The sequence below is a fragment of the Streptomyces sp. NPDC024555 genome (assembly GCF_055559335.1).
In genome coordinates, this window is sequence record NZ_JBVHKV010000008.1 from 217,419 (window position 1) to 231,044 (window position 13,626).

The 13,626-nt window shown below is 71.6% G+C and carries 17 protein-coding genes; 4 read left to right on the forward strand and 13 right to left on the reverse strand.

Annotated elements, in window-relative coordinates:
* Nucleotides 1-10: 10 nt before the first annotated feature.
* A complete protein-coding gene (locus ACZ4FH_RS15990) occupies nucleotides 11-448 on the forward strand; it encodes a DoxX family protein (protein WP_467305165.1) in 438 nt (145 codons plus the stop codon).
* Between the two features lie 102 nt (nucleotides 449-550).
* Here ACZ4FH_RS15990 and ACZ4FH_RS15995 read toward each other — a convergent pair whose 3' ends face one another.
* The 3 genes from ACZ4FH_RS15995 to ACZ4FH_RS16005 are packed head-to-tail and all read right to left on the reverse strand — an operon-like array spanning nucleotide 551 to nucleotide 1,818.
* Nucleotides 551-757, reverse strand: a complete 207-nt coding sequence (locus tag ACZ4FH_RS15995) for a DUF397 domain-containing protein (protein WP_467305167.1) — start codon at nucleotides 755-757, stop codon at nucleotides 551-553.
* A 27-nt stretch (nucleotides 758-784) separates the two neighbouring features.
* A complete protein-coding gene (locus ACZ4FH_RS16000) occupies nucleotides 785-991 on the reverse strand; it encodes a DUF397 domain-containing protein (protein WP_467305168.1) in 207 nt (68 codons plus the stop codon).
* Entirely contained in the window at nucleotides 988-1,818 is an 831-nt protein-coding gene (locus ACZ4FH_RS16005; RefSeq protein ID WP_467305170.1) for a helix-turn-helix domain-containing protein, read from the reverse strand. The genes ACZ4FH_RS16000 and ACZ4FH_RS16005 overlap by 4 nt, the downstream gene beginning before the upstream one ends.
* A gap of 109 nt (nucleotides 1,819-1,927) precedes the next feature.
* Between ACZ4FH_RS16005 and ACZ4FH_RS16010 the strand changes: the two genes are divergently transcribed.
* A complete protein-coding gene (locus tag ACZ4FH_RS16010; RefSeq protein ID WP_450682425.1) occupies nucleotides 1,928-2,173 on the forward strand; it encodes a hypothetical protein in 246 nt (81 codons plus the stop codon).
* Nucleotides 2,170-2,364 carry a hypothetical protein gene (locus ACZ4FH_RS16015; RefSeq protein WP_467305172.1) on the forward strand — a complete coding sequence of 65 codons (195 nt, stop codon included), beginning with the start codon at nucleotides 2,170-2,172 and terminating at the stop codon, nucleotides 2,362-2,364. Before ACZ4FH_RS16010 ends, ACZ4FH_RS16015 begins: the two co-directional genes overlap by 4 nt.
* A 124-nt stretch (nucleotides 2,365-2,488) precedes the next feature.
* On the opposite strand, the gene ACZ4FH_RS16020 is transcribed toward ACZ4FH_RS16015, so the two are convergent.
* From ACZ4FH_RS16020 to ACZ4FH_RS16055, 8 genes are all read right to left on the reverse strand, one after another.
* Entirely contained in the window at nucleotides 2,489-2,947 is a 459-nt protein-coding gene (locus ACZ4FH_RS16020; RefSeq protein WP_467305173.1) for a hypothetical protein, read from the reverse strand.
* A gap of 271 nt (nucleotides 2,948-3,218) precedes the next feature.
* Nucleotides 3,219-4,265, reverse strand: coding sequence for a hypothetical protein (locus ACZ4FH_RS16025; RefSeq protein WP_467305174.1), 1,047 nt, complete (start codon nucleotides 4,263-4,265; stop codon nucleotides 3,219-3,221).
* Nucleotides 4,262-4,825 carry an RNA polymerase sigma factor gene (locus ACZ4FH_RS16030; protein WP_467305176.1) on the reverse strand — a complete coding sequence of 188 codons (564 nt, stop codon included), beginning with the start codon at nucleotides 4,823-4,825 and terminating at the stop codon, nucleotides 4,262-4,264. Before ACZ4FH_RS16030 ends, ACZ4FH_RS16025 begins: the two co-directional genes overlap by 4 nt.
* A 147-nt stretch (nucleotides 4,826-4,972) precedes the next feature.
* Nucleotides 4,973-5,767 carry an SDR family NAD(P)-dependent oxidoreductase gene (locus ACZ4FH_RS16035; protein WP_467305177.1) on the reverse strand — a complete coding sequence of 265 codons (795 nt, stop codon included), beginning with the start codon at nucleotides 5,765-5,767 and terminating at the stop codon, nucleotides 4,973-4,975.
* On the reverse strand, nucleotides 5,764-6,924 hold the full coding sequence (locus tag ACZ4FH_RS16040; RefSeq protein WP_467305381.1) for a serine hydrolase domain-containing protein: 1,161 nt from the start codon (nucleotides 6,922-6,924) through the stop codon (nucleotides 5,764-5,766). The genes ACZ4FH_RS16035 and ACZ4FH_RS16040 overlap by 4 nt, the downstream gene beginning before the upstream one ends.
* Nucleotides 6,925-7,055: 131 nt before the next feature.
* Nucleotides 7,056-7,829 carry an energy-coupling factor ABC transporter ATP-binding protein gene (locus tag ACZ4FH_RS16045; RefSeq protein WP_467305179.1) on the reverse strand — a complete coding sequence of 258 codons (774 nt, stop codon included), beginning with the start codon at nucleotides 7,827-7,829 and terminating at the stop codon, nucleotides 7,056-7,058.
* Entirely contained in the window at nucleotides 7,826-8,587 is a 762-nt protein-coding gene (cbiQ, locus tag ACZ4FH_RS16050; RefSeq protein WP_467305180.1) for a cobalt ECF transporter T component CbiQ, read from the reverse strand. Before cbiQ ends, ACZ4FH_RS16045 begins: the two co-directional genes overlap by 4 nt.
* Nucleotide 8,588: 1 nt before the next feature.
* The gene (locus tag ACZ4FH_RS16055; protein ID WP_467305182.1) at nucleotides 8,589-9,653 is read right to left on the reverse strand and encodes an energy-coupling factor ABC transporter permease; all 1,065 of its coding nucleotides are present in this window, start codon (nucleotides 9,651-9,653) and stop codon (nucleotides 8,589-8,591) included.
* A 234-nt stretch (nucleotides 9,654-9,887) separates the two neighbouring features.
* Here ACZ4FH_RS16055 and ACZ4FH_RS16060 point away from each other — a divergent pair, with 234 nt between their 5' ends.
* Nucleotides 9,888-10,259 (forward strand): SsgA family sporulation/cell division regulator, encoded by a 372-nt coding sequence (locus ACZ4FH_RS16060; protein ID WP_467305184.1) that lies wholly within the window; start codon nucleotides 9,888-9,890, stop codon nucleotides 10,257-10,259.
* 221 nt (nucleotides 10,260-10,480) lie between these two features.
* Here ACZ4FH_RS16060 and ACZ4FH_RS16065 read toward each other — a convergent pair whose 3' ends face one another.
* Together ACZ4FH_RS16065 and ACZ4FH_RS16070 are read right to left on the reverse strand one after the other, a co-directional pair.
* Nucleotides 10,481-12,712 (reverse strand): MMPL family transporter, encoded by a 2,232-nt coding sequence (locus ACZ4FH_RS16065; RefSeq protein WP_467305186.1) that lies wholly within the window; start codon nucleotides 12,710-12,712, stop codon nucleotides 10,481-10,483.
* Nucleotides 12,713-12,840: 128 nt separating this feature from the next.
* Nucleotides 12,841-13,413, reverse strand: a complete 573-nt coding sequence (locus ACZ4FH_RS16070) for a TetR/AcrR family transcriptional regulator (protein ID WP_467305188.1) — start codon at nucleotides 13,411-13,413, stop codon at nucleotides 12,841-12,843.
* Nucleotides 13,414-13,626 lie beyond the last annotated feature (213 nt).

Sequence of the window (13,626 nt, forward strand, 5' to 3'; positions counted from 1 at the left end):
GCGTCCGCACATGAGGGTCACGCACCTCGACCGGGCCCGCCCCTACGTCCTCGGTCTGTTCCGGATCGTCGTCGGACTGCTCTTCACCTGCCACGGCGTCGCCTCGCTCTTCGGCGTGCTCGGCAGGGAACAGCTCCCGGCGGGCAGCTGGCCGGGGTGGTACGCGGCCGTCATCCAACTGGCCGCCGGCACCCTGGTCCTCATCGGCCTCGGTACCCGGACGGCCGCCCTCATCGGCTCCGGCTCCATGGCCTTCGCCTACTTCGACGTCCACCAGCACACGGCCCTGCTCCCCATCGAGAACGGCGGCGAACCCGCCGTCCTCTTCTGCTGGACCCTCCTCCTGCTCACCGTCACGGGCCCGGGTGCCCTGGCGGCGGACCACCTGTTCGCCACCATCGAACCCGCGGCCCGCCAGGAGGAACACCACATCGGCGTCCCCGTCTGAGGGAACGGGTACACCGCGAGCGGCCCCCCAGGACTGTCCCTGGGGGGCCGCTCGGCGTTCACGTACACGGGAAGACCCGGGCGGCGGCCTTCACCATCACGCTCAGGCGGTCTCGAACCCGCCGCGCTTGATGTCCGTCACGAACGCGGTGAACGCGGCGGGGGTGAGGGCGAGGGCGGGGCCCGTGAGGTTCTTGGAGTCACGGACGGGGACGGTGCCGGTGGGGGCGAGGTTGGTGGCGACCTGGACGCAGGCGCCGCCGTTGTTGCTGTACGAGGACGTGTGCCAACGAGGGGATTCGGTTGTCACGGAGTGCCCTTTCGTCGCTGCCGAACGTCAGGCGGCCGGGAAACCGCCCTGCTTGATGCCCATCACGAACACGCTGTACGCAGCAGGGGTGAGCGCGAGAGCGGGGCCCGCCGGGTTCTTCGAATCACGGACCGGAACAGAGCCAGTAGGGGCGAGGTTGATGGCGACCTGCACGCACTGGCCGCCGTTCTCGCTGTACGAGGACGTGTACCAACGAGGGGATTCGGTTGTCACGGAGTGCCCTTTCGTAACTTGCTGAACATGGCCACGGACTCGGCGCGTGGCAGCGATTCGGCCTGGAGTTGATGGTAGTTCGCAAGGATGGGCAGGATCGAGGCGCCTTCTCTCTCCAAGTGACCGCGGATCGCGGATTCTGCGTAGGCGATGAGCGATCGGTCCGGCATCGTCAAGATCGTGACCGGCAGTGTCATCGGACGACGCGTGCCGATGCTGAACGGTGCCACTTGAAGGACCGTATTCGGTAGCTCGGAGAACTCGATGAGGCGCGTGAGCTGCGCGGCCATCACGCTGTCGTCGCCAACCGGCCGGAGCAGACAGCTCTCATCCAGCACCACGAAGACCATCGGTGGCGATGTTCGCGCAAGGCACGCCTGACGTTGAGTGATCAGGTTGATCCGCTCATCCGCATGCTCCCGCGTGGCCACGCCTCGTTGCACAGTGCTGTCCCCGAGCGCTGACGCGTACTCCGGGGTCTGGAGGAGGCCGGGGATGATGCCGACCTCGTAGAGCCGGATCTCCACGGCTCGTGCCTCGTGATCGACGTACTCGGGGAAGCCTTCGAGCAACGATCTGTAGCGCAGCGACCGGACCTGCCGTTCGAACAGGTCGCCGGTCTCAAGGACTCTGTCAGCACTTACTGCAAAGCGATGAGTTGGCGTCCGCCTACCAGTTTCGACGGCCGAGATATGGGCTCCTGAACAGCCCATGCGGTCGCCCAGCTCGTCCTGAGTCCAGCCTCGTTCGTCCCGCTTGCTGCGGAGACGCGCCCCGAACGCGGCACGAGGTGAGTGATCAGGATCAAGGTCCTTGAGGTTCACCATTGCGCACCCAACTCATCTGCCAGTTTCCGTAAGTTGATGACATTTCGAGCCTAGGGCACGCTGAGCCGCCTTGGTAGTGGAACGACTACGGAGAGGTACGGCAGTGTCTATGCAGGTACAACCGTCCGAATTCGCCCCGGCCCCCGGGACCCTCGTGGTCGATGTGACCCGTGCGCATCTGCCCCGGATCGGGGAGTTCCGTGGGGTCGCCGGCCCTTACTGGATGCTCCGGCCGGCCCGGGGCGGTGCCGAGTGGGAGGTGCTGCCCGAGCACACGCGGGAGGCGACGTCCCGGGAGCGGCTGTGGGCGCGGAACGCGCGGGAGAACGCCCGGAGTCGGGGTGAGGTCGTATGAGGGGCGACGGGCGCGAGGGCGCCGGGGCGGACGCCGACGCCGTCCCGTCGTCGGGTGGGTGCGGGACGTGCGACGCGTTCACCGCCGCCGAGGAGGCCGCGCAACGTGCGGGCGACGGGAGCCGGGAGACCGACTTCCGGGTGCTCCGGAGACGGCATGCGGAGACCGCGCACGGGGCGAAGGACGCGTAAGGCCGGGTGCCGGGCCTCCCGGGACTCCCCCGGGAGGCCGATGCCGTGCGGTGGGCGGTACAGGCGCCCACGCAGCCCCTGTTCCGCGCGGCTGACACCTGCTGCTCGGCCGCTCCCGGCGCAACTAGGAGGCGCGGCCCACCACGTAGGCGGTGCCCACCTTGTCTTCCTCGGGTGAGTCCGCCTGGATCGCGAGGCTCGGCCCGGCCGTGGTGAAGTCGAACGCGTTCGTCATCGGCTGCGTGCAGTCGACGCGCCTGGCTGTCTTGGCGGAGCCCGAGACGACCGTGAAGGTGACCGCGCCCTCCCCCGCGCACGCCACCTCCACCCGCAGGGCTGTACCGGACTTGATCGTCTCGTCCCGGTTCTCTCCGGGCACCGCGAGGGAACCGGCCGAGACCAGGACGTCCTCGTCCGACTCCAGGCGATCCGTCAGGTTGAGCAGGTCGCCGGCTTCCTTGTCCAAGCGCTTCCTGTCGAGCTGGGACGACGGCTGAGCCGTGGGAGCCGTGGTGGAGCTCGTCGGCTTCTCGGGCTGCGCGGCCTTGGACGCCGTGGGCGAGTCGGAACAAGCGGATGCCATGCCGGTAAGCAGCGCGACGGCAGCCAGAGCGATGCCGGAACGGCGAGTGAAGCGGTACAAGTGGTCCCCCCCGAAGTCACAGTCAGAAGCCAAGCAAGCGTGCGGAGCAAGATGATCATCCGGTGTGGACATCCGCGTCACCACCGCAATCTGCATATCGGCACCAGGTTGGTACACAGCTCCGACACGTTTCCCTCACAAGTCCCCGTCCCCCGTACGGACCCGCGCGGCCCCCTGTTCCGCGCGGCCCCGTGTGGAGCGGGACCGTGCGTCAGCCGATGCTGTCCGCCGGGCCGACGCGCAGATAGGTGAACGTGTTGGTGATGTGTCCGGGGTCGTTCACCGGGCTGTAGTCCGTCTCCAGGAGGAGCCCGTCGGAGGGCCGCACGATCCAGCCCGGATCGTGCTGGACGCTCAGGGGGAGGGTGCCGGACCAGGTCCAGCTGATCCGGGTGCCGGTCCGTCCGACCGCGTCCTTCACCCCTTCGGTGACCTTGGCGCCGGGTGTGTCGGCCATGACCCGGTAGAGCGCGGCGCGCAGCCGGGGCGGGGTGGGCGCGTCGGTGAGCAGTGTCCCGGCCTGGCGTACGGTCTGCTCGTCGGCTGCGCTCCCCCGGGCCCCCGCCGACAGGGCGCGGCGCAGCGCGTCCGGTGCGGTGGGCAGGGTGTCGAGGCCCTTCCAGCCGACCTGTCGGTCGCCGACGGCCCAACTGGTGCCGGAGGGGTTGGACTTGGTGACGGTCCGGCCGTTGTGCGTCTCGATGACGACCGTGTTCCGGCTCAGGTACACGTCGTCGGTGCGGGCCCGCTCGCCCTCCACCCAGGTCCGCACGGTGGTGTGCCAGTACGGGGCATCGGTCGCGTCCCCGGAGGCCGCGCGGTCGGCCATGGCGGTGAACACCTCGGCCGCCGAGGCGGTGGCGGCCGGTTCGCCGCCGATGTCGGCCACGGGCAGGAGAGCCGCTCCGGCGGCCAGCACCGCGACGGCGGCGGCCCCGACGAGCACCCGGCGACGGCCGGGGTGCGCCCTGCGCGGCCGGGTGGCGGTGTCAGCGGCGGGCCGGACGGCGGTACCGGCAGGGGCCGGGGCGACGACGTCAAGGGCAGTCGGGGCGGCGGTGTCAGCGGCGGGCCGGGCGACGGTGTCGGAAGGGGCCGAGGCGGGCCGGGCGGCGGTGTCGGCGGCGATGGCGGCGCGTACGAGGGAGCGGGCGCGCTCCCGGACCGTGTCGTCGGGCGGGGCGGTGCGGCCGGCCCGGTGCAGCGCTTCGGCGCCGGGGAAGTCGAGCACGTCGGCCCGCTGGTCGGTGTGGTTCATGCGAGGTCTCCCGTCAGGGTCGTACGGGTGGTGGCGGAGAGTCCGTCACGGAGCCGGGCGCGGGCCCGGTGCAGCCGGGAGCGCGCGGTGCCCGCGGGGATGCCGACGGCCGCCGCGGCCTCGGCCGGGGTCAGCTCCTCCCAGGCGACGAGGAGCAGCAACTCCCGTTCGGCCTCGGGAAGTCCGGCGAGTCCGGCGCGCAGGTCGGGGGCGACGGCGGCGGCGTCCAGGCGTGCGTCGACGGCGTGCCAGGGGTCGCCCGCCGCGTCGTCGGCGGGCGGCTTCGGCCGGCCCGCCGCCCGCGCGGCGGACTGCCGGTGGCGAGCCAGGACGTTTCTGGCGACGCCGAACAGCCAGCCCCTGGCCGATCCGCGTCCGGGGTCGAAGGTGCTCCGGTGGGCGTACGCCTGGAGCCACACCTCGGAGAGCAGGTCGTCGGCGGCGGCCGGTGCCCGGCGCACGAGGTAGCCGTGCAGGGCCGCGCTGTGCCGGTCGACCAGCGGTTCGAAGGCGTCGGGCTCGCGGGCCGCCCGCGTCAGCAGGTCCTCGTCCGGATCCATGAGGTCTCCTGTCCGATCCCGCCCGGGTGGCGGTCTCACCCCGTACTTGCGCGGATCCGGCGCAGGCGTTCGCGCGGGGTGTCGCTCGGCGGCGCGTGACCGCCGGAAGGTCTCGCCGTACGACCGGCAGGGCCTTCCGGCCACGGCCTACTCCATGGCCAGGGCCTGCCGGAAGCCGTTGTTGACGGCGGTGAGGCCGCCGTCGACGCGGAGGGTGGTGCCGGTGATCCAGGCGGCGTCCGGGGAGGCGAGGAAGGCGACGGCGGCGGCGATGTCCTCGGGTTCGCCGACGCGGCCGAGGGGGTAGAGGGCGCGGACCCGGTCGAGGGCGTCGCCGCGGCCGGACCAGGCGTCGGTGCGGACGGTGCCGGGGGCGACGAGGTTGACGCGGACGCCGCGCGGTCCGGCGTGGCCGGCGAGGGTGCGGGTGAGGCTCTCCAGGCCTGCCTTGGCGGCGCTGTAGGCGTGGTTGCCGAAGTCCTGGAGGCCGTTGACGGAGCCGATGGAGACGATGGCGCCCCGGCCGGACGCGGCGAGGTGCGGCAGGGCGGCGCGGGCGCAGCGGTAGGCGCCGGTGAGGGTGATGTCGAGGTCGCGGGCCCAGCTCGCGTCGGGTTCGTCCTCGAAGAGCGGGGCGTCCTCGGTGCAGGCGCAGGCGTTGTTGACGAGGACGTCGAGGCGGCCGAAGAGGGAGACGGCGTGGGCGACGGCCGTCTCGACGGCCTCGCGGTCGGCCACGTCGCAGTCCAGGGCCGCGGCCTGGCCGCCGTCCTCCCGGATCTCCGCGGCCGTGTCCTCGGCCCGTTCGCCGTCCAGGTCGGTGACGAGGACGCGGGCGCCCTCGTCGGCGAGCCGGCGGGCGGTGGCGGCGCCGATGCCCCGGCCCGCTCCGGTGATGAGGACGCCGTATCCGTCGAGTCGGGGCCGTACGGGAGAAGTCATAGCGCCGACCGTACTGCCCGCACCAGCGCCTGGGCACGGGGGTCGGCGGTGACTCCCTTCTGCAGACCGTTCGTCACATAGCCGAGGGCGATGCCGGATTCGGGGTCGGCGAAGCCGAGGGAGCCGCCCCGGCCGGGGTGTCCGAAGGAGCCGGGGGCCAGCAGCGGGGCGGCCGGTCCGTGCAGCATGTAGCCCAGGCCGTAACGGGTGTTGACGACGAGGACGCGGTCCGGGCCCGCGGATTCCTCGGTGCGGGCGAGGGTGAGGGTGGCGGGGGCGAACAGCCGGTGGCCGTCGACGGGGCCGATCATCGCGGCGTAGCAGCGGGCCAGGCCGCGGGCGGTGGCGATGCCGTTGGAGGCGGGGAGTTCGGCGGCCCGGTAGCCGGGGTCGTTCTCGTCGGGGAGCGGGTCGATGGCGCCGAACGCCCGCCGGGTCAGCGACTCCGGGTCGCGGTAGGCGTCGGACACCGCGCGCTTGGGGCGCATCCGCAGCCCGCCCCCGGCGTCGCCCGGGGGTGCCTCGACCGGGCCGATCCGGCCGATGCGGTGGGCCTCGTCCGCCGGGATGCCGAACCAGAAGTCCAGGCCGAGCGGGCGGGCGATCTCCTCGGCGACCCAGCGGCCGACGGTGCGTCCGGTGACGCGGCGCACCAGTTCACCGATGAGCCAGCTGTAGGTCTGGGCGTGGTAGCCGTGGTCGGTGCCGGGCTCCCACTGGGGGCGCTGGGCGGCGACCGCGCGCGGTCCGCTGATGCCGTCGGCGGCCTCCGCCGGGGTGAGCGGACGGTCGAGGGCGGGGACTCCGGCCCGGTGGGCGAGGAGGTGGCGGACGAGGACGCGTTCCTTGCCGTTCGCTTTGAACTCGGGCCAGTAGGTGGAGACCGGGGCGTGCAGGTCGATCTGGCCGCGCTGGTGCAGCAGCAGCGGCACGGCTGCGGCGATGCCCTTGCCGGCCGAGCGGACGATCTGCACGGTGTCGACGGCCCAGGGCTCGGTGCCGTCGACGTCCCGGGTCCCGGCCCACAGGTCGACGACCTTGTACCCGTGCCGGTAGACGGCGACCGCCGCCCCGCGGTCGCCGCGTTCCTCGAAGTTGCGGACGAAGGCGTCCCGGACCGCTTCGAATCCGGGCGCCACCGTGCCCCGTACGTCCACGCCTGCTCCCGCGCTGCCGCCGCTCATGCCCCCATGGTGCACGGCGTCGCAGGTCGCGGGTGGGCCGGGTCACCCCTCGGGCACCCGGTTGCGGACCGTGGGCCCGTCCGCGGCCCGTCCTCAGGCGTGTCTCACGCCGAAGGCACCGTCACCGAACGCGGGTCGAAGCCGAAGGGCAGCTCCAGCCGGTGGGCGCGCATCAGGTCCTCGTCGCAGAGGAGGTCCTGGGTGCGGTCGTCGGCGGCGATGACTCCGTCGCTGAGGATGACGGAGCGGGCGCAGAGTTCGAGGGCGTACGGCAGGTCGTGGGTGACCATGAGCACCGTGACGTCCAGGCCGCGCAGGATGTCGGCGAGTTCGCGGCGGGAGGCCGGGTCCAGGTTGGAGGAGGGCTCGTCCAGGACGAGGATCTCGGGGCGCATGGCGAGGACCGTGGCGACGGCGACGCGGCGGCGCTGGCCGAAGGAGAGGTGGTGCGGGGGCCGGCCGGCGTACTCCTCCATGCCGACCTGCTTCAGCGCCTCCGTGACCCGTTCCTCCAGCTCCGCGCCGCGCAGCCCGCCGGAGGCCGGTCCGAAGGCGACGTCCTCGCGGACGGTCGGCATGAAGAGCTGGTCGTCGGGGTCCTGGAAGACGATGCCGACGCGGCGGCGGATCTCGGCCATGTTCCGCTTGTCCACCGGCGTTCCGGCGACGCGGACCGATCCGGCGCCCGCCTCCAGGATGCCGTTGAGGTGGAGGACGAGGGTGGTCTTGCCGGCCCCGTTCGGGCCGAGCAGGGCGACGCGCTCACCGCGCGCGACGGTCAGGTCGACGCCGAAGAGCGCCTGGTGGCCGTCGGGGTAGGCGTAGGCGAGGCCGCTGACCTCCAGGGAGGGCGGTACGGGGGCGGGGTCGGGGCTCATACGGTCCATCCCACCAGACAGACCGCGAGGGCGAGCACCGGGAGTGCCGAGGCGTACGCCCACTGGGCGCGCGAGGCGGTCACCTCGTCGATGACGGGCATGGTGCCGGTGTAGCCCCGGCTGACCATGGCGAGGTGGACGCGTTCGCCGCGTTCGTAGGAGCGGATGAACAGCGCGCCCGCCGACTTGGCGAGGACGCCCCACTGCCGGACGCCGCGCGCCTCGAAGCCGCGGGAGCGGCGGGCGATGGACATCCGGCGCATCTCGTCGGTGATGACGTCGCCGTAGCGGATCATGAAGGAGGCGATCTGGACGAGCAGCGGGGGCAGTTTCAGGCGCTGGAGGCCGAGCAGCAGGGAGCGCAGTTCGGTGGTGGAGGCCAGGAGCACGGAGGCGGCGACGCCGAGGGTGCCCTTGGCCAGCACGTTCCAGGCGCCCCAGAGGCCGGGGACGCTGACGGAGAGGCCGAGGACCTGGGTCTGCTCGCCGGGCACGACGAACGGCATGAGCAGCGCGAAGGCGACGAACGGCACCTCGATGAGCAGCCGTTTGAGGAGGAAGCCGGCGGGGACGCGGGCCGCGGCGGCGGCGCCCGCGATCAGCAGGGCGTAGAGCCCGAAGGCCCAGACCGCCTCGCGCGGGGTGGACACGACGACCACGACGAAGCAGAACACCGCGGCGATCTTGCAGTGCGGCGGCAGCGCGTGGACCGGCGAGTGCCCGTGCCGGTAGAGCTTGTGGGCGTGGCCCGCGCCCATGTCAGACCTTCTCGTGGGTGTCGGACGCGGAGGAGGCGTCGTCCTTGGTACGGCGGCGGCGGGAGACGACGTAGAACGCGCCGCTGCCGGCGACGAGGGTGGCGCCGACGCCGATCACTCCGGCCAGTCCGCCGGAGAGCCGGGTGTTGGAGACGTCCTTGACGCCGTAGTCGGCGAGCGGGGAGTCCTTGGCGGCGTGGTCCTTGACCTTCTCGTCGATGCCCTTGTCGGTGGCGACCTTCTCCAGTCCGTCCGGGTTGGCGGAGGCGTAGAAGGAGACGAATCCGGCCAGGACGACGGCGGTGGCCAGTCCGGTGATCCACAGCCCGCGCGTGGAGCGGTGGGCGGCGGGGGCGGGCTCGCGGGCGGGCGCGGGCGCGTCGACGAGTTCGCCGTCGATCCGGAGCTTGAGCGGGGCGGTGAGGCCGCGGGCGCCGTGGACCAGGTCGGGGCGGACGGCGATGACGGCGCCGACGGTCAGCGCGGTGATCAGGGCCTCGCCGATGCCGATCAGGACGTGGACCCCGACCATCGCGGTGAAGACCTTGCCGATCGGGATGTCGGTGGTGCCGCCGATCCAGTAGATCAGCGTGAACGCGGCGGCGGCGGCCGGGACGGAGACCAGCGCGGCGACGAAGGAGGCGACGGTCGCGGAGCGGCGGGTGCGCGGCAGCACGCCGAGCAGGCCCCGGAAGAGGGCGTACGCGACGACGGTGGTGACGACGCCCATGTCGAGGATGTTCACGCCGAGCGCGGTGAGCCCGCCGTCGGCGAAGAGGATGCCCTGCATCAGCAGGACGACGGATATGCAGAGGACCCCGGTGTAGGGCCCGACGAGGATCGCGGCCAGCGCCCCGCCCAGCAGATGTCCGCTGGTGCCCGCGGCGACCGGGAAGTTCAGCATCTGCACGGCGAAGATGAACGCGGCGACGAGTCCCGCGAGCGGCGCGGTGCGCTCGTCCAGCTCCCGGCGGGCGCCCTTCAGGCTGACGGCCACCGCCCCGGCGGCCACCACCCCGGTGACGGCGGAGACGGGCGCGTTGATGAATCCGTCGGGTACATGCATGGGGGGGAGGCTCCGCTTCTGCGTGATCGCATGGCTGCGCGGGGTCATGAACCTCTCAATGATAGGCCCTTGTTGCAAAGAGGTCGCAAGAGCGGGGTTGTCACAACTGCCCGGCACCCGCCATCGCGACAACCGCCCGCCCGACACCCCTCCCGTCGTGCTCTTTTACGAAAATATGGGACATTAGAGGTCGAAGACACACAAAATACAGGTGCACACAGGAGGAGCCGGCCCATGTCCCCCGTGATCAAAGAACATGCCCGAGCCCGGCTCGTCACCGATGCCCGCGATCTGCCCGTGGTCCATGTCGAGCTGCGCCACGATCCCGCGACCGACCCCGGCACGATCCTGATCGCCTTCCCCGGCGGCTCCGTCTGGCCGGTCGGACGCGAGCTGCTGGAGCAGGGGCTGCGCTCCCCCGCCGAGCGCGACGGTCTGCGCGTCTGGCCGTGCGGCCGCGTCCAGCTCGTCGTCGAACGCGATACGCCGGAGGGCGTGGACGTCGTCCAGTTCGACACCGCGCCCCTGATCCGCTTCCTGCGGCGGGCCCGCAAGGCGGCGGCCGAGGCGGAACGGACGGCGGCGCAGGAGACCGCGCCCGCCTGAACCCCGGACGGCGACGAACATGGTGAGAGCCCCCGTGCCCAGATGCACGGGGGCTCTCGTCGCCCCGGTCCCCCGTCCCCACAGGTAACCGGCGCTCCCGGGACCGCGTTCCGCTCAGACGCGGTCCCGGAGTTCGGCGGCCCCCGTCACGATGTCCGGGAGCCGGTCGGACAGGAGCCGGTCGGGCCGGCCCGGTAGGACCGGACCCGGCCGGACCCGGCTCAGACCCGGGTCAGCTCGCGCTCGTCCCCGGCGTCGGGGCCCGGACCGTCCGCGGCCGGCTCGGTGGCCAGCTCCTTGCGGAGACCCTCGCCCTCGACGTCCACGTTGGGCAGCGCCCGGTCCAGCCAGCGCGGCAGCCACCAGGCGCGCTTGCCGAGCAGCGCCAGGACCGCGGGCACGATCGCCATGCGGACGACGAACGCGTCGAAGAAGACGGCGATGGCGAGCGAGAAGCCGATCATCTTGATCATCTGCTCGCTGGAGCCGATGAAGCCGGCGAAGACCGCCATCATGATCACGGCCGCGGCCGTGACGACCCTGGCCCCGTGCTTGAAGCCGGTGACGATGGCCTGGCCGGGCTTCTCGCCGTGGACGTACGCCTCGCGCATCCGGGTCACGAGGAAGACCTCGTAGTCCATCGCGAGGCCGAAGACCACGCCCACCATGAAGATCGGCATCATCGACATGATCGGACCGGTCTGCTCGACCCCGAAGAGCGAGCCGAGCCAGCCCCACTGGAAGACCGCGACGACCGCGCCCAGGGCCGCGACGACCGAGAGCAGGAAGCCGAGCGCCGCCTTCAGCGGCACGAGCACCGACCGGAAGACCACCATCAGCAGCAGGAAGGCGAGGCCGACCACGAGCGCCAGGTACGGCAGCAGCGCGTCGTTCATCTTCTGCGAGAAGTCGATGTTCATCGCGGTGGAGCCGGTGACCAGCACCTCGGCGCCGGTGCTGGACTTGATGTCCTTGCCCGCGTCGCGGATCGAGTGGACCACGTTCTCCGTCTCGACGGAGCTGGGGCGGTCCTTCGGGACGACGGTGATCATCGCCGCGTCGCCGGCCTTGTTGAAGGTGGCGGGGGTGACGGCGACGACGCCCTTCATGCCGGAGATCTCGTCGCCGACCCGCTGGGCCGCGGCCTTGCCGTCGGAGCTGTTCTCGGTGTCGACGACGACGAGCAGCGGCCCGTTGAAGCCGGGGCCGAAGCCCTCGGAGAGCAGGTCGTAGGCGCGGCGCTGGGTGGTGCTGGTGGGCTGGGAGCCGTCGTCGGGCAGGCCCATCTCCAGCGAGGCGGCCGGGACGGCGATCGCGCCGAGGCCGAGGACGCCGACGAGCAGCACCCAGACCGGCTTGCGCAGCACGAACCGCGCCCAGCGGGTGCCCATGTTGGGCTTGGCCTCGGGGGCGTTCTCCGCCTCGGCGGCCTTGCGGGCCTTGCGGCCCATGACCCGCTTGCCCGCGAAGCCCAGCATGGCCGGGACGAGGGTGAGCGCGATCAGGACGGCGATGGCGACGGTGCCGGCGGCGGCGAAGCCCATCTTGGAGAGCATCGGGATGTTGACGACGGCCAGGCCGACCAGGGCGATGACGACGGTGAGCCCGGCGAAGACGACCGCGGAACCGGCCGTGCCGACCGCGCGTCCGGCCGCTTCCTCGCGCTCCCGGCCCTCGGCCAGTTCGGCGCGGTAGCGGGAGACGATGAAGAGCGCGTAGTCGATGCCGACCGCGAGGCCGATCATCATCGCGAGGGTGGAGGTCGTGTTGCCCAGGTCCAGCACATTGGCCAGCGCGGTGATCGTGGAGACGCCGATGCCGACGCCGATCAGGGCGGTGAGCAGCGGGAGTCCGGCGGCGATCAGCGAGCCGAAGGTGACGACCAGGACCACGGCGGCGATGGCGACGCCGATGATCTCGGTGGCGCCCGTCTCCGGCATCACCTGGAGCGCGTCACCGCCGATCTCGACGGTCATGCCGCTCTTCTGCGCGTGGGTGCCCGCGTCCTCCAGGGCGTCCCGGGTCGCGTCGGTCAGCTCCATGGAGTTGACCTTGTACGTCACCGAGATGTACGCGGTCGAGCCGTCCTTGGAGACGGCCTTTCCGGCGTACGGGTCGACGACCGAGGCGATCTGGTCCGAGCCCGACTTCAGCTCGGTGGTGATCTTGTTGACCTCGGTCTTGTTGGCCGGGTCCGTCATCTTCTCGCCCTCGGGGGCCTTGAAGACGATGCGCGCGGTCGCGCCGTCGGCGCTGGCGGCGGGGAAGCGCTGTTCCAGCAGGTCGAAGGCCTTCTGGGCCTCCGTACCGGGAATGGAGAAGGAGCTGGAGGTGGCGGTGGACGCGGAGGCCGCGCCGAACCCGGCGAGGGCCAGCAGTGCCACCCAGATCAGGGCGACATAGCGGCGGCGCCGGAAGGCGAGCCGTCCGAGTTTGTAGAGGAATGTGGCCACGGAGGCGTACTCCCGGTCAGGTCGTTGAGAGGAAATGGGCGTGTGGAACCAGCCCGACGACGAGAGCGGCGTGTCAGGTGGGGCTTGGGGAGGGGGCCGTACGTGAGAAGACGCGGGGACCGGTGTGGTCAGGCTCCGAGAGCGGGGAGGATCACGGAGTCGACGTAGTCGAGAAGGAAGGCCTGGTCGACGGGGCGGTCCTCCACCAGCTGTCTGGTGGCGAAGGCGCCGATCAGCATGTGCGGTACGTATCTGAGCGCCGGATTGTCCGGGCTCAGCTCTCCCCGGTCCACGGCGCGGCGCAGCAGTGTGTCGAGACCGGTCATCTCCGGTTCGACCAGCAGTTCGCGGAGCGCCTGGAGGAGGTCGGGATTGTCGTGGACGGCATGGCTCAGACCCCGCATCAGCGCGGCGTCCTTCTCCATCTGACAGTCGTCACTGCGGCTGAGGACGGCATGGAAGTCACCGCGCAGCGAGCCGGTGTCGACATCGCCGAGGGAGACGGGCTTGTTGTGCCGCAGGGCCGTGACGACGAGCGCCGGCTTGCTCCCCCACTGGCGGTAGAGGGTGGCCTTGCTGGAATGCGTACGCGCGGCGACGGCGTCCATGGTGAGGGCGTCGTAGCCCACCTCGCGGAGCAGGTCGAGCACGGCGGCGTACAGCTCGCTCTCACGCTCGGGCGTGAGCCGTGTGCGTGCCATGTGTCGACCTCCTGTTCTCCTCGGGGCCGTTCCGTCCGGTGTATCGAGCGATCATCGAACGAAACTGTTTCGTACACATGCACGCTACCCCCTCCCTCCAGCGAAACGGAACAGTTTCGCTTGTGGGCCGCACCACAGCTGTCAGCAAGCCATAAAGACCGGGTTGCGAAGACCGCCGCGCGAACCGGCCGGGCGGACCGTCCGAACGTTCCC